A 25,156-nucleotide genomic window follows, 5' to 3' on the forward strand; every position below is an offset into this window, starting at 1 on the left:
GAATTCCTGCGGGTCGAGGCGTTTGCGCCAATACACCCAACGCTGTTGCAAGCTGCCCATTTGTCGCGTGCTGGCACTGCCCGCCAGCCGGCCTCACTGTGTATGATGTGCCCCTGAATCACCAAGCTCGGGGAAGCACCGTGAACACGCAGAACCACTCTCAGCAAGCTGCCTTCATCTGGTCCGTGGCGGACTTGCTGCGCGGCGATTTCAAGCAGTCCCAGTATGGTCGCATCATCCTGCCATTCACGCTGTTGCGCCGCCTGGAGTGCGTACTGGAACCCACCAAGGCAGAGGTGTTGCAGGCTGCCCAGGCTCATCAGGCCAAACCCGAGGCGGTGCGCGAAAAACTGCTGCTGCGCGCAGCGAATCAGCCGTTCTTCAATGCTTCGCCACTGACCCTCGGCACGCTCTCCGACACCCAGACCGCCGACGATCTAATGAGCTACGTGCAGTCGCGAGACGTTCGTGGGAGCGCTGCACGCCCCGTCATTGGCTCGTTCCCCCTCGCTTAGCTTTCCAACGCGCGTGCGCCATTCTCCGAAACCACCGCCACGGCCTGCCGTCAATGGACACAAGCCCGAGGCCGATCAGCCCCATTCCGATCATATGGCGCCACTCCAGACGTTCGCCCAGCACGAATATCCCCAGCAAAATGGCGCTGGCTGGGATCAGGAAGGTGACCAGCAGCAGGTTCGTCGCGCCCGCGCTTTCCAGCAGGCGGAAATAGATCAGGTACGCCAGTGCGGTTGAAAACAATGCTAGGCCGAACACCGCCGACCAGGTATCCAGTCCCGCCGGCCAGGGCGGTTGCCAGAAGCGCTCCACCACCAGAGCCAAGGGCAGCAGCACCAGCGCCGAGGCAGTTACCTGACCGCAGGCTGCAACCAGAGGCGAACAGCCCAGTGTGCGAAAGCGGCGTCCGAACACCCCGGCAAAGGCATAAGAGACGGCGCCGGCCAGCACCGCGAGCTGCGCCCATGAGCGGCTGTCGGTGCCCTCATGAACCTCGGTGCCCAGCATGTACACCACTCCGGCAAAGCCGATTGCCACGCCCGCAAGGCGCCCCGGGGTGAAAAGCTCGTCGCGGGTGAGAAAGTGCGCCACGAGGATGGTGAAGAAAGGCGTGGTGGCGTTGAGAATCGACGCCAAGCCACTGGCGATATGCCCCTGTCCCCAGGCAATCAGGCTAAAGGGAATCATGTTGTTGAGCAGGCCCATGCCGATAAAAGCTGCCCATAGACCTCGGTTGAGTGGCATGCGCTGGCCCCGCAGGAGAATCATGGCGTTCAGCGCTAGTGCTGCCAGCCCCACCCGCAGGGCCACAATGGTGAGCGGCCCCAGCTCCTCGACTGCCACCCCCACGAAAAAGAAGGAGCCTCCCCACAGCATCGACAAGCTCAGCAACAACGCCCACTCCATGAGGCCCATGGTTCGATGGATCGTCTTCATCGCCACTACTCCGGTTGAGAAACAACACCAACCTAGGGCAGTGGGGCAGTGAGGAAACTTCGCTTCTTGCTCTGGAAGACGAGGGGAAGGTGGCCGGATGACCGCCTATGCCGATGCCGGCTGGATAGCGAGCGGCAGAGCAGGCATGCTCACCGCTATCCGATACCGCAGATCCAGGTGACCCCTAGATGTCAGACCCGTTCAAGCAGCTCCGCGACGCCATGGACCAGTTCGCCACCGAGCGTGACTGGGACCAGTTCCACTCGCCCAAGAATCTCGCCATGGCTCTGACGGTAGAGGCAGCAGAGCTGCAGGAGTGCTTTCAGTGGCTGACCGAGGCGCAGTCCAGGGAGTTGGATGAGCAGCAACTGGCCGCCGTACGCGACGAAATTGCCGATGTGCAGCTCTATCTGATCCGGCTGGCGGGCAAGCTGGACGTGGATATCGAAGCGGCATGCCGGGCGAAGATGGAGAAGAATGCGGAGAAATATCCTGCCGACCAAGTGAAGGGAAGTGCGAAAAAGTATACGCACTATCAGGATTGACGTGATGTGTGGCTGCTTTGTCCTCTGCAGCGGCCTTCTCTGCCTGGCTTCGTCCTTCAAGCTTCCTCCCGCAAAATTTGGGTGAAAGCAGGGCCGGAGGCTCAGCTTTTGGTTTACATTCTGTGATAAAAACGGCCTTGAATGGCGATTTCGTGCTTGAAGATAAACCAGCGTGGTTTATTCTTTACTCTGAAGACGGAATGTAAGGCCGCTTTTTAACGTGAAAATAAACCAGCTGCTACACAAGATCCCGTATGGCGCCGTGGTGACGACCGCCTGGCTGGCGTCACACGGCGTCACTTCGGATCAGGCGCGTAAGCTGGCCGGCAGTGGCTGGCTGCAACGCGTGGGGCACGGCGCCTACTGCCAAGCGGGGGAGCCTCTTACTTGGGAGAGCGCTGTTTTCGCCCTGCAGGCGAGCGACGACACGGGCTTACCACCGCTTTGGCCGGGTGGCCAGACGGCCCTCGCACTGCATGGCTTTGCCCACTATCTGCCGATGGGGGAGAGCACGACACATCTGTATGGCAAGGAGGCCGCTCGACTGCCCCGATGGTTGAGTGATGCCGAGTGGGCAGGGCGGATGGTGCTCCACTCTGAAAAGGGCCTGCCAGTGCAGCTTCCCGGTAGTTTCACTGACTACACGCCGGATGGCAGGGCCTTCAGCTTGCAGGTATCGACCCCCGAGCGAGCTGTCCTGGAGTGGATCGCCGTGACGCCGAATGCGCTGCTGTTCAGCAGTGAGCTGGTGGACACCTTCGGCGGGCTTAACACGCTGCGCCCGCGCCGGCTGCAGGCATTGCTGGAGGGGTGCCGCTCGGTGAGAACCAAGCGGGCCTTCCTGGTGCTGGCTCGCCACGCCGGGCATGCCTGGTACGGTCGTCTGGAACCACGCCGACTGGACCTCGGCAAAGGCAAGCGGCAGCTCTGCCAGGGCGGCAAGCTGGACCGGGAATATCACGTGACAGTGCCGGAGGCGTTCCTGCATGCCGATTTAAGCTCGCCAATATTCAGAAGATGAAGCCCGACAAGCACCATCAATCGCTGGAGCTGTTGGAGCAGGCCTTGGGCAGGCTTCGCCGATGATGAGGCATGTCCAGGTGGTTTAACGGCCTAAGTAGACTTCTCCTTACATCCTTGAAGCGCTAGGCTGTTACGCAAAATTACGCCTGGAGCAGGCGATGAGATGGCGAACAGCAGGGAAGCTCAGCTTCTGTGGGAGATCACCAAGGCCATGACAGCTTATGGCTGCAAGGCCGGCACAGCCAGCGGCTGCGACCGTAAGGGGGAGGACGTCAGCGAGCTGGAACTGCCCTACTACCGCCTCATCAAGCGTGAGGATGAACGCTTGCGCCTGGAAGTGGTCCGACCTTACTTCGGTCAGCGATGTCCGCTCGGCAGGCCCCACGACCCCGAGAAGCAGCGCTTGGCCGAGATCATCGACCGCCTCAACGACCGGTACGGCGCAGAGGGCACCGACGCCGTGCTCGACGCCATGAGCGACCACGAGAAGTTCAGCATACCGTTGCTGAAGGAAGAGGAAACGGGCAGGCAGTTCGCGCTGTTGATCCTCAAGCTGCAGGCTAGGAGAGATAGCTATGAGCATCTATGGTAAGGTCATTGTGCCCCCCCTATAGCAAGCTATACTTAGCAATATGGATAAAGGAATGAAAAAGGAGAAGAGGCGTGAATACTATCGAAGAGGTTAAGCAGAAAAAGAAAAGATTTAGAGATAAGTTAAAATATTCTTCCCGCACAAAGGCGTGGACTAAGGGGAAGGAAAAAGAAAGAGAAGAAGTCGCGATAGAGGAAAAGAGTAACAAAAAAATAGTTAAAAAGTTTGACTATGAGATACTGGATAGTGGTGGCGTGCATGTGACAGAGAGCCAGATGAGGAAAAGCTTGCGAGAAGAGGATCTTCAGGAAATGAGGGATTTCTTCAACTCAATGAAAAAAATATGATAAAAGGTAAAGAGCATTGATTGGGCTGCTAATTGTTCCCTTGTTGATATGTGGAATAACCTTCATGTATCACAGCCAAGGCCAATACTACAAAATATCAACTTACCACGGATGGTTGATTTATCTTCATGCGGCTCGCTACGGATTTGCAATACTGCTAGTTGTTTTTTTAGCTTTTGACATAGCCCCGCTTTTTTTGTCCTCTTCTGCGAAGCATGCTTTTTCGGGAATCTTGGGTAGGCCAGAGCCTTTAATCCAGCAAGCAACTCAATATGTGCAGAGGCTATTTGATTCAAAAGTGGAGGCTGATGGGTATTATTTTTATTTCTACTTAATAGTGTTTTCGATTATTTCTATTGTTGTTACAGTTGCTTCCTGTTATTTGGCGAATTTCTTGTTCGGGAGCCGCAAAAGGAAGGAAGAAATAATACAGAGGATTTATAAGAATCACTCTGTTTCGGACTATCTCTTGCTAAGGCTTTTAAGTCTGAGAAAAAAACAGCTAGAGGAAGGTGTGCTTCCGGCGGATCTAACCTACGTGCTTGTAACAATGAACAACCGAAAGGTTTATATTGGATCAATAAAGCATATCCCTCATCCAAATGAGGAAAGAACAAGTAGTGAAGAGTTCCTGCTTGTTCCTCACATGTCAGGATTTAGGGATGAGGAAGGCATGCGACTTGAGATAACACATTACTACGAATACGAGAGCGTAAATAATATTAGGGAAGAAGATTCAATATCACTCCCGAAGAGTGACATAGTTACTATTGGTCCGTTCACTATAGGTAGCCATAAAAAGGTTTTGAGTCAGCACGGTGGGAGTTTGAAGAGACCAACGAAAATAGAAGGCTTCATAAAAGTTATGCCTCAAGAGGCGGCGATGACCAAGCTGGAAAGGATCTATTCAAGAGTCAAGTAACTTACAAGATTGCTACTCATGAAAAATGCTTTCTATGGCGTTTTTCGATATCTCAGCCCTGAAATTTGTGTCAGTAACTACTAGCCAAGTACATAGCCACAGCATCAATATGACGTTGCTCCGCTCCTGGCGGTGAGGGCCGGGCAAACTGCGTGAGCAGGAGAGTAATTTTTTCACTACCAAGGTAGGGAGGTTCTGTCCCCAAGGTGGCTCTAGCTATAGGCGTATCGGGACACATGACAAGCCACATGTCCCGCTAAAAACACCCATCGTTGAGCTATTGGGACATATGGGACACCGTAGGGGAGTAATCACGATGACACTTGACGAAATTCAACAGGGGGTGCTCAACCACTGGTTGGTACAGCACCGGAAAGCACTATTCCGGCTGACCCCGGTGCAGATCCAGAGCGAGTCGATGGGGTCCGCCCGTCTCGCGAGACAGGAGATGGACAGCCTGATAGCGATCGGTCTGGACAAGGCGACGGCCTGGAGCGAGGCGATGTGGCTGGTGCTCCAGGCGCCGCCAACACCGGAGGAGGTGGATGAGGGGGCAGGGTAGTCATTCTTTGTTCTTTGTAGTCATGACTTGACGAACGCCGGGCAAGACTTGCTGGAGACTGTGGCATGGTGTGCTATACGGTAGCATCCAAGCGCATTTTTAGATGTTGGTAGGAATGTTGGTAAAAAAACATGTGATCATCGCAACTCATTGATATTAAAGGTTGTTCATGGACTCATAATCCCTTGCTCACTATTTCTAGTCCAGCTGGGCCCACCAAGAATCAAGTAGTTACGCTTGCTTACCTCTCTCCGAGTACAGTCCTAGACTGAACCTGGCTGCATTCAGCTAACACGGTTTATTGACAGTGCCCTTATTGTTTTCGACCCCTTTATGCAGGTGGCCAATGGCGAGCCGTATGCACCACGCTTAGTACACGTACTTGTTCTCCTACAATGTCATATACCAGCATGTAGCTAGGATGGATGACCAGTTCTCGGGTGCCCGAGACCCGCCCTGGCCTTCCGCTGTCAGAATGATCTAACAACATGGTGGCTTTCTCGGAAAACAGCTCATCGATAGCCAAGGCCGCTATCGGGTTTTCTGACTCGATATAATCGTAAATGTCGTCACGATCCTGTATGGCCTCTGTTGTCCAGACCAGCTCCATCATTTAGCCTTCGCCAGACGGGCACGGGTAGCGGCCCGGCGGGCTGCAAACCTGGCTTCCACATCGGCGGCCGGGATAAGGTTCCCGGCTTCCGCGGAGGCTTGTGACTGTTCTACCTTGGCCATCAGCCAGGCGTCATAATCAGGTGCCTCCTGCTGCTCCACGTAGTGGCGCATGAAGTCGCGCAGAAGCTGTGCTGCGGTGCGGTCGTGGGCCTTGGCTGCACTGGCAAATTCCGCTTTCAGGTCTTCGTCGACCCGAAAGGTGAAGGTAGCATCGCTCATGACACCCTCCTCATGTGTTACACGGTAATCACAGAGTAGCACACCAGGTGCGCCAAGCATCCACCTGCGCCTGGTTGAATACCCTCGTTCTCCCTCCGCGCATCCTTACGCTTGCTGCAGTCTACCCGCTTCATCAGGCGGTCTGCTGGGGGATGTGGTGCGCCTCGGTTGGTACCTTATGCTGAATCTGCCGGGCGGGGGCTTGGTGAGCCTTGATCGATTCGCGGGACGGCGACAGGATGCCTTATGGGGCCCCTTCCGGAGATGTCGGCCATGCGTATCCTGGTGTGTTTGGTCGTTGCCTGTCTCAGCCTTCCGGCTCAGGCATTTTTCTTTCCGTTCGGCGGGGTTTCCAGGGACAAGGGGGTGCTGAGTAGCACGCCCCTGTTCGAGCCGACAGAGGGGCTTGCGCTTTTCAACGACAACTCGCTGGCGGCGAATTTCTCCTATGACGTCCCCGAGAGTGGGCACCTACGGCGACGCGCCACACGCCATGACCCGCCGCTGCAGATCGAAGCGTACCGCCTGGTGGCGGAGGGTGGCCGCTATCGCGCCGAACCCGTCGGGGCGTCGCTTGATGGGAGTGACGGTGGTGGCCTTGTAGTCATGGATGCCAGCGACTTGCCCTACCAGGGGCGTGCCTTTTCCATTCACTCATCGGGCGAGGGCGCCGGCCGCTTGATCCTGCAGGTTGAACCGCACGAACCCGGTGGTGATGTCGAATACTTCCTGGGCTATGCGTATTGGCTCAATGACAGCCCTGACCTTTACCGCTTGCACCATCAGACCAAGATATTGAGTACCTATGCGGAGACGGCGGCGGAAGGGCTTGAAGGCGCGATCGAGATAAATGCCCTCGATGGTGTGAGAGTCGACGACCGGGCGACGCTGCTTGCCTTCCTCAAGGCTTACAATGCCAAGCACCAGAGCATCTTTGGAAACACGACCGATTCCCCGAGCACGCTCGCCAACCTGATCGTGGCGGCCCGCAGTGACACGGCGCAACGCGACCTGGTGCGCATGATCAACGAGCAGGCCTGCCTGCTCATGGCGGCAAGCCCTTACGAACACCTGAGGCCGATGGGGGCCGGCGTTCCTCATGGGATTGAACGGGCCGACATGCGTGCCGAGGCGGCGGACCAGGCCTGCCGGGCGGCGCTGCGCTTCGGGGCGGATAGCCAGAGCGTGCGCTACGCGACCTATCGGGCCGGCACCGAAGCCAGTACCCGCGCAGGCACTACCGATCGCCTGGCGGCGCTCAGGGCCGAACTGGAAACGTTGGCGGGTGAAGGTCACCTTGCAGCCCGCACGGATTTCGCGCTACTGAACCTGGGGCATTTCGGCGTTCCGGCCGATCTCGACAAGGTCCGCGACATGCTTCTGGCTGAACATGGTCGCGGCAATCCTGTCGCTTCCTATTTTCTCGGTCTCTCGATTGTCGACGGGTTTCTGCCCACCGAGGACAAGGCCCAGGGGCTGCCGTATCTGGAGGCCGCCGCCGAGGGCGGTGTCGATCGCGCCCATTGGATGATCGGCATCCATCATCTGCGGCAACAAACACCGCAAGGCGTCGAAGCGGCGTTCCGCTCGTTCACCAAGGGCGTGGAGGAAGACGAGCCAAGGTCGATGATTGCCGCCGCCGACATGTATTTCGCCGGAAGAGGCATCGAACGGCAGCCCGACAAGGCATTCGAACTCTATCGCGATGCCACACGGATGGAAGAGATCGATCGTGCGCTCTATATGATGGGCTACATGAAGCTCCACGGGATCGGAACTTTCAAACTGCTGGAAAGTGCGCGCGAGTTCCTCGAGGGGGCGGTCGCGCGTGGCTACGAGGCCGCCAAATCCGAGCTTGGCTACATGTACCTTGCCGGCTTGGGTGGAGAGCGCGATATCGAGACCGGAGAGGCGTACCTGAACGAGGCGAGCCAGGCGGGCGTGCTCTCGGCGGAGCATTACCGCAAGCGGTACCAGGCCGAACAGGCGAACGAGTTGGCGCAAAGCCAGGCGACGCCTGATCAGTAGGCTGCTGCTGCCCCGCCAGGCCCAGGCAACACTTCGCTCGCCCATGACTCTTCATGAGTGATCAGTCGCTGGAAATGTCCACACTATGGCGAGATGTCACCAATAAGCGTGGGTGAGTTTATTGGATTATTTCATCCTACGATCCCCGGGTTTTTTCTTCATTCCTGACAACTCAGAGCACCTGTTCAGGTATTGATACCTGGCTCGACATAGCGATGGGTATTTGGCACCCTGGTGGTGCTCCACAATGATATTGACCCAAACCGTCCGGCGGTCGCATCGGATGAGACGGCTCATGCTGGTTGCTTGGCTTTTTATGCTGACGCTATTGATGTGCGGATATGACGCTGGAAATTCTCTGAGTCTAGCCGCATGAGAGAAGGCGTCACTGCCGTGTCGGTTGCCCGTCGTGTGGCTATGATGAAGGTAAGCAATTGATTCAGCATGGTTAATAATCCGTTTTTATCTTTTTTAGTTATTCCTGATATTGTTTGTGGGCTAAATAGTGATGATGTTTTTTGACAAGGCTGTCTGACTCTTCTAATCATTACATTTGAAGACGTTGATAGTGACATTCTTCGCCATGGCGATTTCCAAACGGTGCTCCACTGCGTTGCGGTGGAAGTCACACGCTTGTTTATTGCCTTCGCACATCGTCGCGGTAGATCGTCGCGTAGATCGTCGCGTAGATCGTCGCGAAAGTTTGTCAGCATTCTGTCTGGTGGGGCGCCAGGGTTTAGTGGCTGGGAAAATGACGGCTGATAGGGTTGCTCGCTGGTCGGCCCTGTCACCAAATGGAAAATGACTCTGAATCGGGCATTGGTGGGGTGTGCGGTGCTTTTGCCTTGTTCGGATAATCGGAGGCAACCGCATGTCAAGCTATCTTACCCCGGGGGTTTATATCGAAGAAATCCCCAGTGGCGCTCGCCCGGTCGAGGGCGTGCCCACCTCCATCACGGCCTTCGTGGGGACGCCGTATCGGGGGCCCGCCAACGAGGCGTTGTTTATCGGCAGTTGGGATGATTACGTTTCTCAGTTTTCCGACCCTACTTCGTCAAGTGGTGTCAATAATGATACCGATAGCGCCGGCAATTTGACGGACACGATGGCGTTGGCTGTTCGCGCATTTTTCCAGAATGGTGGGCAACAGGCCTACATTTGCCGTGTCACCAGCACTAACCCGACATCCCCGGCCGCCGCTTCCGTCACCCTGGGCGATGGGACGAATGATGTGCTGACGGTAACCGCGACCAGTGAAGGGGATTGGGCTGAAGATCTCTATGTCTTGATTGAAAACACACCACTTAGTGGAACATTCAGCCTATCCATCGGCACTCGGGATGGTGATGATTTCACGGCCATCGCCGGTGAGGTGTTCAACGATGTCAGCATGACGCCATCCGACGATAACTTCGTGGAAAAGGCCATCAATGGCGGCTCCAGGCTGGTGAACGTTGCCATCGAGGAGGGGGCCACCAATGGCCCCGAAGACAACAACACTGATACCACCCCCGGCGCCCAGTTGACCGGCGGCGAAGCCGCTGATCCCGATGCCGGTGATTACACCAGCTTTTACGATTCCAAGCTGAGAAAAGTGCGTGATTTCTCGATCATGGTGCTCCCTGGTCGCTATTGGACCCAGGATGCCACGGCTGCCGATAGCGGTAACGAATACATCAACAATACCCTGGCATTTTGTGAAAGGCATGGCCGTGCCGTTCTTATCGTGGATCCGCCCAGGGATACCGAACTGGATTCGTCAACGGACGTCACCAACCTGGTGCTGCCGACATCGACATATTCCGCGCTCTATTACCCCTGGGTGACCGTTCGAAACCCCATCCATGATCCTGACAAGAACCCGACCGCGCCCTCCACGATTCATATACAGCCGTCATCCATCGCGGCCGGCTTGTGGACGCAAACGGATGGTCGTCGAGGTGTGTGGAAAGCGCCGGCAGGTGTCGAGGCGAGGGTCAGCGCGGCGGGGTTGCAATACAACGCGGAAGACCTCGAGCAAAGCTTCTTGAATCCCCTGGGCGTTAACTGCATCCGCAACCGTGCCGGCTACGGCCGCGTTGTCTGGGGCGCCCGCACGCTGGCGACCAAGGCTAGCCCCGAGTGGCGGTATGTGCCGGTTCGCCGGACGGCCATCTTCATCGAGCAAAGCATCTACAACGGCATTCAATGGGCGGTATTCGAACCCAATGCCGACCCCTTGTGGAGTTCCCTTCGCGTGAATATCGGTTCCTTCATGAACAGCCTGTTTCGCGCCGGTGCCTTCCAGGGAACCACTGCGAACGACGCTTACTTCGTGCGATGCGGCCTGGGCGATACCATGACGCAGGGTGATATCGACAGGGGTCAGGTGATCATTATCGTCGGTTTTGCGCCGGTGAAACCGGCCGAATTCGTCATCTTGCGCATACAGCAGAAAGTCAATCAACAATAATGTATTCGAGGTGCCGGTCATTGACCTTCCGGCATCGGCTGGCGAAGGAGAACCGTTATGGCAGCCCCACTTTTCCCGGTCAATGCGCACCGCTACGACCCATACCGGACGTTCATGTTTCAGGTCATCATCGACGGCCAGCCGGTCGCCGGCCTGAAGAAAATGAGCGTGCTGAAAAAGAGCACTGAAGCCGTGAAATGGCGTACCGCTGGCGACCCGGCGCATGAACGTGTCATGCCCGGCGGCACCAGCTATGAGCCGATCACCCTAGAGCAGGGGCTGACGCATGACCCGGTTTTCGAGAACTGGGCCAATCGTGTCAACAGCATTCAGGGTAATTCGGCCATGTCGCTGAAGGAGTACCGCAAGGACATCGTGCTGAATGTGTTGAACCTGCAGGGGGTCGTCGCGATGTCCTACAAGGTCTACCGGGCCTGGGTATCCGAGTTCCAGGCGCTGCCGGAATTCGATGCCGGCACCATGAATGCGGTCGGCATCCAGACCATTACTGTCCAGCACGAGGGGTGGGAGCGCGACACCGCAGTATCGGAGCCGAGCGAGGAATGAGCTTGTTGCCTGGTGGCCTGATCCGCGCGCAGCAACGTCGTCGTGATTTCAAACTGGCCCGGCCCCGGGGTGAGATCGACATGCGCTTGCACGGTGGCCTGGCCGAGTCGAGCAGTCATCCGCGCTGGATCAGTGATGCATTGTCGATGGTGCTGGACGAGCTGGCGGGCGAAGCCCCGACACCGGACGCCGTTGCTGAACTTTGCGTGGCCGATCGTCAGTTTCTGGCTGTGCAATGGCGATTGGCATGCAGCGCGGATCCGAACCAACCCGCCTGGTTCAATGCGCAATGCCAGGCGTGCGACTCGCCCTACGACTTCGCGATCAACTGGCGTGACTTGCCCTTCAAGCCGGCAGGCGAGGGTTTCCCGATAGCGGAGCTGCCGCTGTCTTGCGGTACCGCGCGAATCAAGGTGCCGGATGGCGACGTACAAACCGTACTGGCCGAACATCCAGACCCGATCGTCCCCGACCTGTGGGTGGCGCTCTTGCTGGTCCAGTCGATCAACGGTGAACCTGTCACGGACCCCACGACACTGGCGCTGTCCGAAGAAGACGTTGGCCTGATTGAAGATCGAGTGGAAGCCCTGAGCCCGGAACTCGGCCTGGTGATGCAGACCCGCTGCCCGGAATGTCAGGCCGAGCAGAAGGTGGAACTGGACCCCTATGCCAACCTGGCACGACCAGTTGATGCGTTGCTGCATGACATCCATCTGCTGGCCCGCTGTTACCACTGGAGCGAGGCGGCCATTCTCGATCTGCCGGCTCAGCGGCGTCGTCACTACTTGACATTGATCGATCAGGATCGTGGGCGGCACTGGCAGGAGGCTGAGTGATGAGCGATGACGGTTTTTTCGCCCGTATCCGTTCGGACGCACAGCGCACCATGCCTGCGCCCGGCGTTGGTGCGTCGGTAGGTCAGCCCGCCGCGGCAATTGAGCCGACAATGCCATCGATACGCTCACCGCGTCTTGATAGCAGGGCCGCCGATGCTAAACGTCATTTTGTCAGGAATTCGTCACCGACCGAGTCGCCTGTGCCGTCATCGCACGTGAGGTCGGAACAGGCCAGCCGTCGAGCCATCGATAGCCGAATCGGAATGCTCGATGCTCCGCCGGCAAGCGGTGGAGACGATCTCGGGAAACACGTGCCGGCGTCACCCAATCGAGTGGCGAATGAGCGTGTTCGTTCGGCTAGCTCGCGGTCATTCTTGTCGGCGCTGGATGTTGAACCAACCCGTGCCGGTCGCCAGCAGGAGGCCGGGGCTGACCTCGGCAACGGCAGGCAATCGGCAGTCGGCGACAATAACGAACCTGTCACACTGTCGGTTCGTGACGAGTCAGCTAGTTCCGAGGTCGGCCCACCCCGGCACGTCAAGAATACTGCGGCGGACAATACGATAGCGGAAGAGGTGAGCGGAACTCACGCTCTGACCCCCGAGGATTCCCCCGAGAACATTGATGCATCTGCAGGTGCCGAAATCGGGGCGGCGGCGGAGCAACGCACCACCGACAACCACCGCTATACCCTGGGGCGAGAACACAGCGAAACGCCAACGCTTTCGAGTGGTACACGCCCGGAACGGCGAGATACCACACCGCCCCGTCTGCACATCGGCGAGGTGGTGATACGCGTCGAGGAAGCGCCCAAGCCGAAGGGTGCCAAGCGAGATGGCAGCAGATCGACCCCTTCGGACAGTCAGCGCCTGGTCAGGAGTCTGTGACATGGCGATACCAGATTCCGCGCTGTTTCTCGCCTGCAACTCGGTGGCTGAGTTCATCAGTAACGGTATTCAGGCCAACACGCACGGCATCAAGATCTACCTGGGTTCACCGGTCGATATCACCCAGAAGGACGACGAGGATCGCTTGAACCTGTTCTTCTATCGCATGGAACCCTCCGGTTTTCAGGCCGGCGTGCATCCGCAGGATCCATGGCGTATCCGGCTGTTTTGCATGATCACAGCCATGGCCGAGCAAAGCGATACCAAGGGCGAGGGCGACCTGAAGTTGATCGGTCTGATCATGGCGCTGTTTCATGAGCAGCGGATCCTGCCAAGCGTGAATATCTACGGCCAAGACGTTCGTCTAGAGGCCATCTTCAATCCGGCAACGGATGAACAGATCAACCAACTCTGGTCGACCCAGGGCGATGCAAGCTACCGCCCATCCATCCTGTACGAGCTGTCGCTCACGCCGATCCTGCAGCCGGAGACTCACCGGCCCGAGCCGCCTCGAGTCGGTGCCTTTGGGCTGGAAACCCGGGCCGACATCGCGCGCCATTTCGATCCATTCACGAGCAGCACTCTGGAACCGCTACCCCGAACCGGCGAGGTAACGACCGCCAACCCGGCGTGGACACCGTTGATCGCCTGGGTGGAAGGCAGTGACATTCGCGCCTCACTCACACTGGACGTCGACACGACGGCGCCGTCTACGTTCCAACCGACGCTGTGGATTGCCGGCGACCCTGGTGCCAGTGTCGATCTGGAATGGTCGGTCTGGGAACACGATACCTGGCGAACGGAAGCCGGCCCCACGCTCTCGGTCAGTTCGCAAGCGATCGAGCCGGAAGCGATACCGGTCGCCTTGCCGACGCTGACACTGCCCAGCCTGACCGTGACGCCCTCCGAGCTGCGCTGGCAATTGCTGCTGCACGTGACGCGCCAGTACACCCCCTACCCGAGTGCGGTACCGATCACGCTGCGCAGCAATCCACTGCTGATCAGCCTTTACCGCGGAAGTTCGCCATGACCGCCGCGTTGCACAGGGCCCCGCAAGCCGATGCCCGAGTCGATGAACTGGGTCTGTTGCCCGAATGGACCCGGGTCGAGTTGTTGTGTGTGTGCTTCATGCAGGCACGCGAGGGTCCGGTTCAAGACGTCCTGGACCGCTTGAAACAGGTGCAGCAGGATGTGCAGGCCGGTCGCGAAGCGGGTGTCTGGAACACACTCGAGCAATCGGGCGATGTGATACAGGACGCCCTCTGCCTTGACCTGCTGGCCTGCATCTATGCCCCCCAGGCCGTGCCACGCGTTGGCTGGATGCTCCAGGATCTGCAACATAACCAGAGTCCGGCGCCCAGTGAAGCACTGATCGTGGCGCTGTTGGCGATCCCCGACACCCACCTCGAAACCGTGCGCCACGCCTTGTTGCGGCTGGAGCAGGCCGGTTTGATCACCCGTGACCGCAGCGATCCGTTCACTGCCATTCAACCCGATCATCTGGCGCTGTCGCGTTTGCTGAAGCGCTCGCTGGGTGACTGGGCGCCGCCAGGGGCTTATCCGGTCAAGCGTCGGGCCGACTGGCAGGAGCTGGTATTGCCCGCCGAGCAAGTCACCATGCTGCGAGAGTTTCTGCTGTGGATTCAGCACCGCGATACCGTGGTGAACGAGTGGGGCGGGCAGGTGTGTGGCGGTCCGGTGGCCTTGCTGGCCGGTCCTTCCGGTACCGGCAAGACCTTGGCGGCGACCGTGCTGGCGGGCGAACTGGGCTGGCCGTTGTACCGCGTTGACCTGGCGGCGCTGGTCAGCAAGTACGTCGGCGAAACCGAGAAGAATATCGGTCGGTTGTTCGATGCCACCCATGGCCGTCGCGTCATCCTGCAGTTCGATGAAGTCGACGCCCTGATGGGCAAGCGCGGCGATCTGCGAGAAGCACGGGACCGCTACGCCAACATGGAAGTCAGCTACTTGCTGGCCCGCATCGAAGATCATGATGGCCCCTGTCTGCTGACCACCAATCTGCGCAGTCAGATCGACAAGGCGTTTCTGCGCCGCTTCCAGATGGTGGTCGAATTTCCACGACCCGACAGCGAACAACGCGAGCAGCTCTGGCGCCGGTTGCTGCCGCCCAGGGCACCGATTTCCGACACGCTCGACTTCCGCCAGATTGCCGAGGCGGTCAACCTCACCGGCGGCCAGATTCGCAACGCCGCCCTGCACGCCGCCTACCTGGCGGCGGAACAAGGCACCCAGATCGACATCACCCACATTGCCCGTGCGGTAATGCGCGAGCTGGCCAAGGAACAGAACCAGGTCAGTGCGAGCCAGTTGGGTGCCCTGGCCGGGCACCTGAACCACCTGGAAGGGAGTACACGATGAGCCTGAGCATCGATCGGCTGGAGTTGACGCTTCCGGCAAGCCTTGGCCGGCGAAAGCATGCCATTCATCGGCTGTTGCGTCAGGAACTGGCTAAGCTCGATTGGCCGGCCGGCGACTGGCCGACGATGGTCGTTCCAACCATCAACCTCGCGTACGGCAGCACCAACCTCGGCGTCGCACGCCAGCTGGCACGCCAGCTGCACGGCCAGGCCTGGCAGTACTCGAACGGGCTGTACTCGAAAGGGCAGTACTCCAACGGGCAGTACTCGAAAGGAATGCCATCGGCAGCCGGTTCGGCATTGCCCGGGGCCAGGTCATCCCGCCACGGAGGTGACGCATGATTCCTAATGTGACGCGTGGCGTGCTGGTCGAGTACGGCATGCATGTCCCGCCTCTGGTGCTGGAGTTCGAGTTCAACCCGCAGACGTTGAGCCGCACGCGGTCGATCACCATCACCACCGGCAACGCCCCCGGCACGCGGGGCGGCTACGACTTCGCCTTTCCCTGGGAAACCCATCGCGTCGCCCAGGGCGTTGAGGTCGAACCCGAGCAGTTCAACCTGGATATCCTGCTCGATGCCACTGACCGCATGGCCGAGGTCAACCATCCCGGCCATGCCGTCGCCAACGAATTCGGTATCGAACCAGAGCTCGACACCCTGCGCGCCATGGTCGAGCCCAAGTCCCAGGGGCCGGGCGGCGTTCAGACGTTGGCCAGCCTCGGCCAGGGCAGTGGACGCGCCTTTGAACGTGATCAGTACCCGTCCGTGCTGTTGCTGGTGTGGGGCACGCACATCCTGCCGGTGTTCTTGTCGAGCGTGCAGGTGGATGAAACCGCCCACCTGCCGACCCTGCGCCCATACCGAGCCAACGTGAACCTGAGTTTTCAAGTCATCGAAGGCAACAACCCCTTCTACCAGGTCGAACAGGTGCGTCAGGCCGTTGGCGCCGGGCTCAATGCCGCTCGCAGCCCAGCCTCGGTGCTGACTCGCGTGTTCGGCGCCGGATAACAGGGAGCGAGTCATGCTATTGAAAAAGAGCCGCTATACAGGCGCCAGGGCATTCGAGCCGCAAGGCGATCCAGGCACCTTTCCCGGTCTGCGCGCCCGTCGGATCGAGCCGCTGGAAGGCGTCATCGAGCACACCGTCACGGATGGCGACAGGCTCGATCACCTTGCGCACCACTACTACAACGACAACGGTCAATGGTGGCGAATTGTCGACGCCAATCCGGAACTGCTCGATGGCGGCCGGCTGATGCATCCGGACTGGGTCGGCGAAGTCATCCTCATACCCGCGGCGAAACGCGGCTAGGAAGGGGGCAGGCCATGTCGCTTCTGAACATGCTCGACGACAAGTTCCGCGACCCGGCTGGCTGTGTGGTCAAGATCGATGGCCAGGAGATCGACGACCTCTACGCTGCCCTGGTCGATGTCTCGGTCCTGTCGCCCCGCCAGGACAGCGCCGAAGCCACCCTGACCCTGGAAACCCGGCGGGTCGACAACGGCTCCTGGAACGTTCAGGACGACGCCCGCATTCGTCCCTGGGCGCCCATCGACATCCAGGCCACTTTTGGCGAGCGCCAGGACCCGGTGTTCAAGGGCTTCATCCGCCAGGTCAAGGTCGAGTTTCCGGAGCAGAAGGGCAGCGCCATGGTCACCGTCACCTGCCAGGACACCTCCTTGTTGCTGGATCGCATCGAGCGCAATACCCGCTGGGGGGACGATACCCCCAAAAGCGACCGCGAGATCGTGCTGAGCATCCTGGGCGACAACAACCTGAACGCACTGGACACCCCGGGCGAGGGACAAGGCGACCTTGTCGTCACCCAGAACGATACCGACATCAAGTTCCTGAAAAAGCGTGCCCAGGAAAACGCCTACGACCTGTTCTTTCGTGATGGAAAGCTCTACTGCGGCCCGATGCGGTTCGACCGCGATGCTCAGCCGACCATCGTGGTTTACGCCGGTACCAGCACCAACTGCGTCAGTTTCAGCCTGGATGACGACGGCCACCATCCGGACGCCGTGGTCTACGAAGTCGCTACCGACGAAGGCTCGGAAACAAACCAGCAAACTGTCGAGCCTGACCTCAAGGTGCTGGGTGAGACCCATGTCAGCCAGGTGTCGGGACAGCAGGGTGACTTCGCCTGGCGACTCAAGCGCGAGGGCAACAGTAACCAGAACCAGATGCAGCACCGGGCGCAGGCCAAGGCCAACGAGGAGTCGCTGAAAATCAGGGCCACCGGCGAACTGGATGGCTCCCTGTACGGGCATGTACTGCTGCCGGGCGACCCGGTCGACATCGACGGCATTGGCGATAAATACAGTGGCACCTGGTACGTCATGCAAGTCGAGCACCGCTTCGATGCCAATGGCTACCTGCAGAGTTTCGAGGTAGCCCGCAATGCGTATGGGGGCGGCGTGCCGGTACTGAGCAATGTGCTGGCAGGGATATTGTGATGATCAGGCGATGTGGAAATCCGCCAGGACAGTCGTGTCATTCCGTAATCAGCAGGGCAGCAGAGGCAGGGTCACCATAGAGAGAGAGCCCTCATAGCGAGTCACCATAGAGAGTCACCATGGAAAATGCACTGCAACAATCTGTCCGTCAGAGCCAGCAAAAGTACTACGGAAAGTATCGGGCTTTCGTCACTGACAACGACGACCCAGAACAGCGCGGACGATTGAAAGTTCGGGTGCCCAGTGTGTTCGGGCAGCAGGAAACCTACTGGGCATTGCCGTGTTTGCCCTTTGGCGGGTTGGCCGACCAGGGGTTCTTCTTCGTGCCGGAAATCGACGCCCAGGTGTGGGTCGAGTTCGAAGAGGGAAACCAGGACCAGCCGATCTGGACCGGGGTGTTCTGGCAGCCGAGTGAAGGGATACCGAGCGAGGCCACCGATGCCTATCCGAACAGCCGGGTGTTGAAGACCCCGGCCGGTCATACCTTGCAATTCGATGATGCCGAGGGCGAGGAACAGATCAAGCTCACGCACCCCGAAGGGGCTGATCTGACCATCGATCCCAACGGCAGCATCGAATTGACCGACGCCAACGGTGCCAGGCTGACCCTGGACGCAAGTGGCGGCAGCCTGACCGTTGCGGATGCCAACGGCAATGAAATGGTGATGAACAGCAGTGGCACGACGGTGACCGACAGCAACGGCAACGAAGTCACCATGTCGGCCGGGCAGTTGAAGATCGCCGGACAGATGATCGTGATCGACGGCAGTCAGGTATCGGTGGGCGGCCAGGGAGGGGAGCCGCTGTTGAAGGGCACGAGTTTTCTAACCCTGTTCGCGACCCATGTGCATACCTGTACCGCACCGGGATCGCCGACGTCGCCGCCGATACCCCAGGGGGAAGCCTCGGCGTTGACCACCAAGACCAAGGCAAACTGACCATGAGCAAGCTCAATCAGTACGTCTACAGCGACTTTCCACTGCGCTTTGGCCGTAGCGGTGCAGCAACGACTCAGCGGATGGCGCATATTCGCCATCAGATCGAGCAGGTGCTGTTCACCGACCCTGGCGAGCGCTGGTTCCGGCCCGAATTCGGGGCGGGCATTCGGTCTCTGGTCTTCGAACCGAACAGCTCGCCCTTGTGGCAGGTCACCAGGCAGCGACTTCAATCGAGCCTGGCCGCGGCATTGGCGGGAGAGGTGGCAGCCAAGGATCTGTCGATCGAGGTCGGTGCGCATCCTGAGTTCGCCGAACGTCTGGTCATTACCATCAGCTACCGACTGACGACGCTGAATCACAGTGAAAGCATGGAATTCGAGGTGGCTCCCTGATGGCACGCACTCCGACTCCGCAACTCCACTTTCACGACCGCTGCGGTGACTGCGGCGAGCGCCGTGTCGATCTGTCGAAGCCGCTGCCGCCGATCGGCGATGACTTCGATTGGCAGACACGGGATTACGACGGCTTTCGGCTGTTCATGATGGAAGAGCTTGCCGGTCGATTCCCCGAGCGGCAACGCTGGACCCCGGCGGATATCGAAGTGATTCTGGTCGAAGCCTTCGCCGTGGTGCTGGACCAGATGTCCGATCAGCTCGACCGTGCCTACGGTGAAGCCTTCCTCGAGACCGCGCGCCGCCCGGAATCCGTCTTTCGGCTACTTGGCTACATCGGCTACGACGCGCTGCGCCTGCATCATCCACCGACCTGGGAGGATGCGGAGGTCGTCCGTCATGTCCTCTCTGTCGCCGGTTTTCCCGTCGGCACGCTGACCTTTGAACCCCAGTTGCTCAGTGCCGATCATCTGGTCCGCCTGTTGGCGTGGGCGGGCCTTGCGCCCGATGCCCTGGGCGTGGAGCCGGACCTCACCGACCCCGATACCGAACGCCATTTTCTGCATCTGCTCGGCTACTCCCAGGGTAGCCTGCGCGAGGTGCTGGACCTTGAAAAACCCTTGCACCGGGATTTCCTGACCCGCCGCCTGTTGCGCCACTGGCGGGACAATCGCCACGACATGGACCAGGCGCGCCAGGCCGGCCCCCGTGCCGTTCACACCAACCACCGCATGGTATCGCTGGCCGATTACCGCCAACGCCTGGAAGACCATCCGCTGGTATTGCGTGCCGCAAGCGAGACTCGCTGGAGCGGTTCCTGGCAAACGCTCGAGGCAACGCTGGTGCTGGCGAAGAACGGCGAACTGGATCTGGCCATCGACGATGTGGCAAGCGGCGCTGAGCTTGCGCAGTTGCAATACGCCGTGGCGGATTTTCACTGGCAGCGCGGCCTGACAGCCGTCGACTGGACCCATACGCCATCATTTCGCTCCGTTCTGCGTGCCTATCTGGAAGCCTACCGCATGGTCGGCCAGGAGGTCTGGCTGCGTGATGCGGTGCCGGTCGGGTTGTCCATTTCGCTGTCGCTGCGACTCGCGGCGAATTACTTCCAGAGCGAAGTGCGCATGGCCATTGCCGAGGCACTGGGCACCGGCCCGGAAGGCTTTTTCGCGCCGGGGCGGCTTTCCTTTGGTGAAGATCTGTTCGCCAGTGACCTGATCGAGTGGTTGATGCGCCTGGATGGCATCGAAGCCGTCTGCCTGAATCGGTTCAAGCGAGTGGGGGATCGCTATCCGGATCAGTCCGGCAGCGGGGTCATCCGCTTGAACGGATTCGAAATCGCCCGCTGTGACAACCAGGCCGGTGTGCCTGAAAAGGGCTACTGGCGGCTGACACTGCATGGAGGGCAGCCGGGATGACACAGGATTACACCCGTTGGAATCGCGCCGGCCTGACCACCCTGCAGACGGTGGATGGCAACGCCGCCACCTACCTGGAAGATTTGCGCCAGGCGCTGCGCCTGCGGTTCAGCGGCGAGCCCGAGGTGTTGCAATGGCTGGGCGAGCCTGGCAACGACGACTCCCTGGCCGAATGGCAGCAGCGCTTGCTTGAGCAATACCGTGCCGAGCGACGGGACTACGGCTGGGAAATGCTGCGTACGCTGGCCCGCAGCATGCATATTCTGGCCCGCTATCAGGATGCCTACAGCAACGAGCGATTCCTGCGCACCGCCACACAATGGGACAACCTGCGCCGACTGGTCTCCATGCTCGACTATCAGCCGGCGCCACCGGCGTCGGCCGAGGCGTGGGTCGCGCTGCTGGCGAAGGAAGATGATGCCGCCGTCGGGGAGGTCAAGGCGGGTCTTGCACTGCAACACCAGCCCAAGGACGGCAGTGCGCCTGTGGTGTTCGAGACGCTTGACGATCTGCACGTGGATTACCGGCTGAACCGGCTGCGCGGCTCCGAGCATGACCGTTCCCGGCAGAAGATTCAGGTGCCGGCCGAGGGCGAGCCCTGGACTTTCGACTGGGTCGAGGCGCCGGAGAACCTCTCGGTGGGTGAGTGGGCCGTCGTGACGCTCGACAACCACAAGGGCATTGCCGTCGAAGTGACATCCATCGAAGCGGCCTCCCTGACGCTGACGGTCCGCCAGGCCGGCCACCATGGCGAGCACTGGGACCTGGCCGACATCCGTCTACAGCGCCTGGATCAATGGAATCAGGCGCCGCGCCTGAATGGCATCAATGTCATCGAAACCGCCTCGGCGTCGCATTCGGTAACGGCGGGCGATGTGCTTGTATATTCTCACGGTGGCAGTTGGCGGGCGATCCGTGTGCTGGATGTCAGCGGCCGTCGTATTCGGCTGGATGGCGACAACGGTGGCGCACGTGATTTCTACCTGGCCCAGGCCGTTGTGGCGCAACTGCTGGAAGGCGAGGAGCGCTTCGTGTTGCCCCTGGCGCGAGCGGCGGCGGAAAACGTCTGGGACGAAAACCAGAATCGGCTGTCCGTCCAGACCCGCGAGGATGACGACGGCAATCGCATCGACGACTACGTCACGGCGGACAAGGCCGCCGAGGTCTATTACCGCCCGCCCGGAACCGCCAGGGCGTTCGAGGTTGCCTCCACTTCGGTCGCGGCACTCACCTTCGATGGAAAACCGGGCAAGCTGGCCAGTGGGCAGTGGCTCATTCTCCGGCACCAGGATGGCCATTCCACGGCGACCCGGATCACCGCCATCGCGGAATTCGACGGCTACTTCCAGTTGTCCGTGGACCCGCCGGTTGGCGAAGGCCGCTGGAGCCAGGCGTATGGCCGGTTCAAGGAAAGTCTGGCGCAGCGGGGCCACGACCGGAATCTGGATCCGGTCTACAAGGAGTCGTCCACCCACACCAGCATCGTCGAGATGGCGCTAGATGACAGCGTGGCGGCGCTGATGCCGGGGCGGCGATTGTGGATCGAATCCCCACACGATGCCGCCCTGGTGACACTCGCCGAGGTCGAGCGCAACGGCGCATCGGACGGCCTCGTTCGGCTCAAGGTCACCCCCGCGCTGGACGGCTTGGACTTGAAGACGGCCGATACCTGGATCTACGCCAACGTCGTTCGCGCAGGCCACGGCGAAAGCAAGGGCGAGCAGGTGCTTGGCAGCGGCGACCGGGTGCAGGCCAACCAGCGCTTCTTGATCGAAAAGACCGACCTTGCGTTCGTGCGTGACACGACCTTCGACAGCGGGGTCAAAGCGGCCATCGACGTGATCGTCGATGGCCGTGTCTGGACCCAGGTCGACCATCTGCGCAATTCTGGGGAAACCGATCGACACTACGCCGTCCGCCTGACCGAAACCGGTGAATTGATCGTGCAGTTCGGGGATGGCCGCCATGGGCGTCGCTTGCCCAGCGGCAGCAACAATGTCCGTCTACGCAGCCGCCACGGTCATGGGCTGCGCGGCAACCTGGCCGCGCACAACCTCAACAAGTTGAAGAAACCACATCCCCTGGTTGATGGCGTGGTGCAACCAGTGAATGCCGCCGGGGGTGGAGAGGCGGAAAACCTCGCTCAAGTTCGGGACCACGCGCCGCAGTCGGTGCTCACGCTCAAGCGCGCCGTGTCGTTGGCGGATTTTGGTCGACTGTGCGAAAGCTACAGCTCGGTGTGGCGCGCGAAAGCGTTGCGGCTCCCGGACACGCCCGGTGCCAGCGACCGAATCGAGGTGCGAGTCGTGCCGGCGGGTGGCGGCCCCCTCGGAGACCTGGCGCACGACCTGTGGCAGACACTGAACCAGCATACCCACCCTGGTGTGCAGGTCAGCCTGGCTTGCTACGAACCGCTGCTGGTGAGTGTCGAGATCACGCTTCGGGTGGATGCCGAGGCGTTCGAGCCAGAGCTTGTGCGCGAGGCCGTTCGCCAGGCATTGCTTGATGCCTTCAGTCTTGAACGGGCGAACTTCGCCGAGCCGCTGTTTCGCTCGCGGGTATTCGAGGTGGTCGAAAGCGTTCAGGGCGTGAAGAACGCCGATTGCGTCATCCTCCCTGCATTCAAGGATGAAGCCGGCAATGCCCTGGAGCCGCGCCGGAGGATCACCGCCGAGGATGGCACCGTTCGTCGCGTCAACCCCCAGGCGTGGCAGGTGCTGTATCTCAACGCCGAGGTTTACCCCCCGACCATCCGTACCGAGGAGGTCTGACCATGGCCGACGAACGCGGACTCAGCCTCTACGACATCCTGCCGCAGTACATTCGCCAGCAGGATACCAACCACCATACCCGGCGCTACCTGGAAGGCGCGGACGCCGTGCTCGACGGGCTCTATCAGACCCTGCGTCAGTTCTACGGTGACAACTTCCCCGGTCAACCCGGCGTGGATGCCAAGAACACCGGGCCTGGCGATCCGGATCGTATCGTCGCCCAGGAGTGGCTGTTGCCCTACTTCGCCGACTTGCTCGATGCCCGCCTGTTGTCACCGCTGACCGAAGGCCGCCGCCTGGAGGTCGACCGGGCCGTGGCCTGGCGACAGCGAAAAGGCACCCTGGCGGTGGTCGATGACATCAGTGAAGCCGTCGGCGGATGGGAAACCGTGGTCCAGGAAGGCTGGACCCGTGTCGCCATGACCCCGCGCCTTGGTGCACCGCTGCAGCAGGAAAGCCTGTACGGCGTCGACGCCACGCTGGATCGCAGCATTCCCCAGCAGATGACCAAACACCCGGGCCTTCCGACCGTCACGCCGGACTTTCGGCTTGGCAGCCGGGCGGTGCGCGACCCCGCCCAATCCGTGTACAGCCAGGTCAGCGACATCAACGGGGAGCGCGTGCGCTGGCGCCAGTACTACCGCCATGGCGTCCCCTGTCACCACCAGCGCATCGACCTCGACGGCCAGTTCCACGGGGCCGCCTTTGATGACGTCAGCCTGCGCACCCCCGACCTGCGCGACAGCGACTGGCGGGTCGGCCACTATCACCCGAAGAAAGTCCTCATTCACTTCGTCCAACCCGAGGGTTTCTTTCCAAGCCAGCAGCCAGGCGCGCATCGCGTGCAGTGGAAGCAGCAGTGGCTGGACGATGAGGAACTGCCAAGCGAAGCCTTCCTGGCCGCGGTGGCTTTCTACTGCAGGCTTGACGGCACTTTGGTGTTCGAAAGCCGCTTGCTGCAAGACGCCGGACTGATACCCATCGAAGTGCGTGGCGTCTTCAAGCTCGGCCAGGTGCCCATCAGTGGCGTCGGTGACGCCGACGATGGCGCCTGGCACTTCGCGGGCCTGAGCCTGGTCAACCGCATTGAAGCCGACAAAGGCCGGGTGAGTTTTGACCGCTGTGCGGTTAGACAGATCGCGGTACACAGCATCGATACCGACACACCGGTGCTGACGGCCACCAACACCCTGTTCAGCCGCGTGCAAACCGCCCGTGGCCTGACGCGACTGGAATATTGCAGCGTTCTCGATCGCTGCGTGGTCGAAGCACTGCAAGCCAGCGACGTTCTCTTCACCTGCCTGTTCCGCAAGGATCACCTGGGCATCGCTCCACCACAGCCACTCTGCCTCCGCTACAGCCGGGTCCACCCCGACCAACTGCCAGCGACGCTTGCAAGCCAACACCATAACAGCAGCGGACCGGTGGAATTCTTCGGTAAGGCATTCGGGGATCCGGGGTCGGGTGTGCTGCATCCGGCCACGGCTAAGGCTGTCTGGTCGGGTGCGGAGGATGGCACGGAAATCGGAGCGTTCCACTTTCTCTACCTGTGCCAACGGTTCGAGGCTGTCCGCGACAAGCTCGAGGATTATCTACCGGTGGGATACGAAGCCGTCATGATCCCCGATGGCTGCCTTGCTCCCAAGTCCATTCCGAGGGCGCCCTGATGGTCAGGTTGGGTGCGGCCTTC

At 60.1% G+C, this 25,156-nt stretch carries 26 protein-coding genes; 23 read left to right on the forward strand and 3 right to left on the reverse strand.

What is annotated here, in order from left to right:
• Nucleotides 1-140: 140 nt before the first annotated feature.
• Nucleotides 141-515 (forward strand): type I restriction-modification system subunit M N-terminal domain-containing protein, encoded by a 375-nt coding sequence (locus C6V82_RS02750; RefSeq protein WP_229843061.1) that lies wholly within the window; start codon nt 141-143, stop codon nt 513-515.
• Here the strand turns inward: C6V82_RS02750 and C6V82_RS02755 are convergent.
• Entirely contained in the window at nt 490-1,452 is a 963-nt protein-coding gene (locus C6V82_RS02755) for a DMT family transporter (protein WP_102589351.1), read from the reverse strand. The genes C6V82_RS02750 and C6V82_RS02755 overlap by 26 nt on opposite strands.
• Nucleotides 1,453-1,640: 188 nt before the next feature.
• Between C6V82_RS02755 and C6V82_RS02760 the strand changes: the two genes are divergently transcribed.
• The 6 genes from C6V82_RS02760 (at nt 1,641) to C6V82_RS02785 (ending at nt 5,443) form a co-directional block, all read left to right on the forward strand.
• Complete coding sequence (locus C6V82_RS02760; protein WP_043527825.1) at nt 1,641-1,997, forward strand: nucleotide pyrophosphohydrolase; 357 nt, start codon at nt 1,641-1,643, stop codon at nt 1,995-1,997.
• Between the two features lie 220 nt (nt 1,998-2,217).
• Entirely contained in the window at nt 2,218-3,018 is an 801-nt protein-coding gene (locus C6V82_RS02765) for a type IV toxin-antitoxin system AbiEi family antitoxin domain-containing protein (RefSeq protein ID WP_102589352.1), read from the forward strand.
• A 165-nt stretch (nt 3,019-3,183) separates the two neighbouring features.
• Nucleotides 3,184-3,612, forward strand: a complete 429-nt coding sequence (locus C6V82_RS02770) for a hypothetical protein (protein WP_102589353.1) — start codon at nt 3,184-3,186, stop codon at nt 3,610-3,612.
• Between the two features lie 71 nt (nt 3,613-3,683).
• Nucleotides 3,684-3,959, forward strand: a complete 276-nt coding sequence (locus C6V82_RS02775) for a hypothetical protein (RefSeq protein ID WP_102589354.1) — start codon at nt 3,684-3,686, stop codon at nt 3,957-3,959.
• A gap of 64 nt (nt 3,960-4,023) precedes the next feature.
• Entirely contained in the window at nt 4,024-4,881 is an 858-nt protein-coding gene (locus tag C6V82_RS02780) for a hypothetical protein (protein WP_102589355.1), read from the forward strand.
• Nucleotides 4,882-5,197: 316 nt separating this feature from the next.
• Entirely contained in the window at nt 5,198-5,443 is a 246-nt protein-coding gene (locus C6V82_RS02785) for a hypothetical protein (protein ID WP_102589356.1), read from the forward strand.
• 331 nt (nt 5,444-5,774) lie between these two features.
• On the opposite strand, the gene C6V82_RS02790 is transcribed toward C6V82_RS02785, so the two are convergent.
• Both C6V82_RS02790 and C6V82_RS02795 read right to left on the reverse strand, forming a co-directional pair.
• Nucleotides 5,775-6,056 (reverse strand): type II toxin-antitoxin system RelE/ParE family toxin, encoded by a 282-nt coding sequence (locus C6V82_RS02790; protein WP_229843060.1) that lies wholly within the window; start codon nt 6,054-6,056, stop codon nt 5,775-5,777.
• Nucleotides 6,053-6,337, reverse strand: coding sequence for a CopG family ribbon-helix-helix protein (locus C6V82_RS02795; RefSeq protein ID WP_102589357.1), 285 nt, complete (start codon nt 6,335-6,337; stop codon nt 6,053-6,055). Before C6V82_RS02795 ends, C6V82_RS02790 begins: the two co-directional genes overlap by 4 nt.
• 246 nt (nt 6,338-6,583) lie before the next feature.
• Between C6V82_RS02795 and C6V82_RS02800 the strand changes: the two genes are divergently transcribed.
• The 16 genes from C6V82_RS02800 to C6V82_RS02870 all read left to right on the forward strand — a co-directional run bounded on the left by C6V82_RS02800 (nt 6,584) and on the right by C6V82_RS02870 (nt 25,133).
• A complete protein-coding gene (locus C6V82_RS02800; RefSeq protein WP_102589358.1) occupies nt 6,584-8,365 on the forward strand; it encodes a tetratricopeptide repeat protein in 1,782 nt (593 codons plus the stop codon).
• Between the two features lie 871 nt (nt 8,366-9,236).
• Nucleotides 9,237-10,817, forward strand: a complete 1,581-nt coding sequence (locus C6V82_RS02805; RefSeq protein ID WP_102589359.1) for a phage tail sheath family protein — start codon at nt 9,237-9,239, stop codon at nt 10,815-10,817.
• 57 nt (nt 10,818-10,874) lie between these two features.
• Nucleotides 10,875-11,384, forward strand: coding sequence for a phage tail protein (locus C6V82_RS02810; RefSeq protein WP_102589360.1), 510 nt, complete (start codon nt 10,875-10,877; stop codon nt 11,382-11,384).
• Nucleotides 11,381-12,220, forward strand: coding sequence for a hypothetical protein (locus C6V82_RS02815; protein ID WP_102589361.1), 840 nt, complete (start codon nt 11,381-11,383; stop codon nt 12,218-12,220). Before C6V82_RS02810 ends, C6V82_RS02815 begins: the two co-directional genes overlap by 4 nt.
• Nucleotides 12,221-12,795: 575 nt before the next feature.
• The gene (locus C6V82_RS17990; RefSeq protein ID WP_146009692.1) at nt 12,796-13,107 is read left to right on the forward strand and encodes a hypothetical protein; all 312 of its coding nucleotides are present in this window, start codon (nt 12,796-12,798) and stop codon (nt 13,105-13,107) included.
• Nucleotide 13,108: 1 nt separating this feature from the next.
• The gene (locus C6V82_RS02820) at nt 13,109-14,137 is read left to right on the forward strand and encodes a Pvc16 family protein (RefSeq protein ID WP_180978338.1); all 1,029 of its coding nucleotides are present in this window, start codon (nt 13,109-13,111) and stop codon (nt 14,135-14,137) included.
• Nucleotides 14,134-15,486: an ATP-binding protein gene (locus C6V82_RS02825; RefSeq protein ID WP_102589363.1), complete on the forward strand. Its 1,353-nt coding sequence runs from the start codon at nt 14,134-14,136 to the stop codon at nt 15,484-15,486. The genes C6V82_RS02820 and C6V82_RS02825 overlap by 4 nt, the downstream gene beginning before the upstream one ends.
• Nucleotides 15,483-15,827, forward strand: a complete 345-nt coding sequence (locus C6V82_RS02830) for a hypothetical protein (protein ID WP_102589364.1) — start codon at nt 15,483-15,485, stop codon at nt 15,825-15,827. Before C6V82_RS02825 ends, C6V82_RS02830 begins: the two co-directional genes overlap by 4 nt.
• On the forward strand, nt 15,824-16,495 hold the full coding sequence (locus C6V82_RS02835; protein ID WP_180978339.1) for a CIS tube protein: 672 nt from the start codon (nt 15,824-15,826) through the stop codon (nt 16,493-16,495). Before C6V82_RS02830 ends, C6V82_RS02835 begins: the two co-directional genes overlap by 4 nt.
• 13 nt (nt 16,496-16,508) lie before the next feature.
• The gene (locus C6V82_RS02840; protein ID WP_102589365.1) at nt 16,509-16,799 is read left to right on the forward strand and encodes a LysM peptidoglycan-binding domain-containing protein; all 291 of its coding nucleotides are present in this window, start codon (nt 16,509-16,511) and stop codon (nt 16,797-16,799) included.
• Between the two features lie 14 nt (nt 16,800-16,813).
• Nucleotides 16,814-17,947: a phage late control D family protein gene (locus C6V82_RS02845; protein ID WP_102589366.1), complete on the forward strand. Its 1,134-nt coding sequence runs from the start codon at nt 16,814-16,816 to the stop codon at nt 17,945-17,947.
• Nucleotides 17,948-18,066: 119 nt separating this feature from the next.
• The gene (locus C6V82_RS02850; RefSeq protein ID WP_102589367.1) at nt 18,067-18,885 is read left to right on the forward strand and encodes a phage baseplate assembly protein V; all 819 of its coding nucleotides are present in this window, start codon (nt 18,067-18,069) and stop codon (nt 18,883-18,885) included.
• A 2-nt stretch (nt 18,886-18,887) separates the two neighbouring features.
• Nucleotides 18,888-19,277 carry a GPW/gp25 family protein gene (locus C6V82_RS02855; protein WP_102589368.1) on the forward strand — a complete coding sequence of 130 codons (390 nt, stop codon included), beginning with the start codon at nt 18,888-18,890 and terminating at the stop codon, nt 19,275-19,277.
• Nucleotides 19,277-20,695 carry a baseplate J/gp47 family protein gene (locus C6V82_RS18150; RefSeq protein ID WP_219724530.1) on the forward strand — a complete coding sequence of 473 codons (1,419 nt, stop codon included), beginning with the start codon at nt 19,277-19,279 and terminating at the stop codon, nt 20,693-20,695. Before C6V82_RS02855 ends, C6V82_RS18150 begins: the two co-directional genes overlap by 1 nt.
• The gene (locus C6V82_RS02865) at nt 20,692-23,466 is read left to right on the forward strand and encodes a baseplate J/gp47 family protein (RefSeq protein WP_102589369.1); all 2,775 of its coding nucleotides are present in this window, start codon (nt 20,692-20,694) and stop codon (nt 23,464-23,466) included. The genes C6V82_RS18150 and C6V82_RS02865 overlap by 4 nt, the downstream gene beginning before the upstream one ends.
• Before the next feature lie 2 nt (nt 23,467-23,468).
• Nucleotides 23,469-25,133: a hypothetical protein gene (locus tag C6V82_RS02870; protein WP_102589370.1), complete on the forward strand. Its 1,665-nt coding sequence runs from the start codon at nt 23,469-23,471 to the stop codon at nt 25,131-25,133.
• Nucleotides 25,134-25,156 lie beyond the last annotated feature (23 nt).

This window comes from Halomonas urumqiensis (assembly GCF_003028575.1).
Lineage (GTDB): Bacteria > Pseudomonadota > Gammaproteobacteria > Pseudomonadales > Halomonadaceae > Halomonas > Halomonas urumqiensis.

Excerpts from the sequence above, each read along its gene's own strand:
- C6V82_RS02755 (WP_102589351.1), bottom strand. The coding sequence starts at position 1,452 with ATGAAGACGATCCATCGAACCATGGGCCTCATGGAGTGGGCGTTGTTG.
- C6V82_RS02760 (WP_043527825.1), top strand. The coding sequence starts at position 1,641 with ATGTCAGACCCGTTCAAGCAGCTCCGCGACGCCATGGACCAGTTCGCC.
- C6V82_RS02770 (WP_102589353.1), top strand. The coding sequence starts at position 3,184 with ATGGCGAACAGCAGGGAAGCTCAGCTTCTGTGGGAGATCACCAAGGCC.
- C6V82_RS02780 (WP_102589355.1), top strand. The coding sequence starts at position 4,024 with ATGTATCACAGCCAAGGCCAATACTACAAAATATCAACTTACCACGGA.
- C6V82_RS02785 (WP_102589356.1), top strand. The coding sequence starts at position 5,198 with ATGACACTTGACGAAATTCAACAGGGGGTGCTCAACCACTGGTTGGTA.
- C6V82_RS02790 (WP_229843060.1), bottom strand. The coding sequence starts at position 6,056 with ATGATGGAGCTGGTCTGGACAACAGAGGCCATACAGGATCGTGACGAC.
- C6V82_RS02795 (WP_102589357.1), bottom strand. The coding sequence starts at position 6,337 with ATGAGCGATGCTACCTTCACCTTTCGGGTCGACGAAGACCTGAAAGCG.
- C6V82_RS02800 (WP_102589358.1), top strand. The coding sequence starts at position 6,584 with ATGGGGCCCCTTCCGGAGATGTCGGCCATGCGTATCCTGGTGTGTTTG.
- C6V82_RS02805 (WP_102589359.1), top strand. The coding sequence starts at position 9,237 with ATGTCAAGCTATCTTACCCCGGGGGTTTATATCGAAGAAATCCCCAGT.
- C6V82_RS02810 (WP_102589360.1), top strand. The coding sequence starts at position 10,875 with ATGGCAGCCCCACTTTTCCCGGTCAATGCGCACCGCTACGACCCATAC.
- C6V82_RS02815 (WP_102589361.1), top strand. The coding sequence starts at position 11,381 with ATGAGCTTGTTGCCTGGTGGCCTGATCCGCGCGCAGCAACGTCGTCGT.
- C6V82_RS02820 (WP_180978338.1), top strand. The coding sequence starts at position 13,109 with ATGGCGATACCAGATTCCGCGCTGTTTCTCGCCTGCAACTCGGTGGCT.
- C6V82_RS02825 (WP_102589363.1), top strand. The coding sequence starts at position 14,134 with ATGACCGCCGCGTTGCACAGGGCCCCGCAAGCCGATGCCCGAGTCGAT.
- C6V82_RS02830 (WP_102589364.1), top strand. The coding sequence starts at position 15,483 with ATGAGCCTGAGCATCGATCGGCTGGAGTTGACGCTTCCGGCAAGCCTT.
- C6V82_RS02835 (WP_180978339.1), top strand. The coding sequence starts at position 15,824 with ATGATTCCTAATGTGACGCGTGGCGTGCTGGTCGAGTACGGCATGCAT.
- C6V82_RS02840 (WP_102589365.1), top strand. The coding sequence starts at position 16,509 with ATGCTATTGAAAAAGAGCCGCTATACAGGCGCCAGGGCATTCGAGCCG.
- C6V82_RS02845 (WP_102589366.1), top strand. The coding sequence starts at position 16,814 with ATGTCGCTTCTGAACATGCTCGACGACAAGTTCCGCGACCCGGCTGGC.
- C6V82_RS02850 (WP_102589367.1), top strand. The coding sequence starts at position 18,067 with ATGGAAAATGCACTGCAACAATCTGTCCGTCAGAGCCAGCAAAAGTAC.
- C6V82_RS02855 (WP_102589368.1), top strand. The coding sequence starts at position 18,888 with ATGAGCAAGCTCAATCAGTACGTCTACAGCGACTTTCCACTGCGCTTT.
- C6V82_RS18150 (WP_219724530.1), top strand. The coding sequence starts at position 19,277 with ATGGCACGCACTCCGACTCCGCAACTCCACTTTCACGACCGCTGCGGT.
- C6V82_RS02865 (WP_102589369.1), top strand. The coding sequence starts at position 20,692 with ATGACACAGGATTACACCCGTTGGAATCGCGCCGGCCTGACCACCCTG.
- C6V82_RS02870 (WP_102589370.1), top strand. The coding sequence starts at position 23,469 with ATGGCCGACGAACGCGGACTCAGCCTCTACGACATCCTGCCGCAGTAC.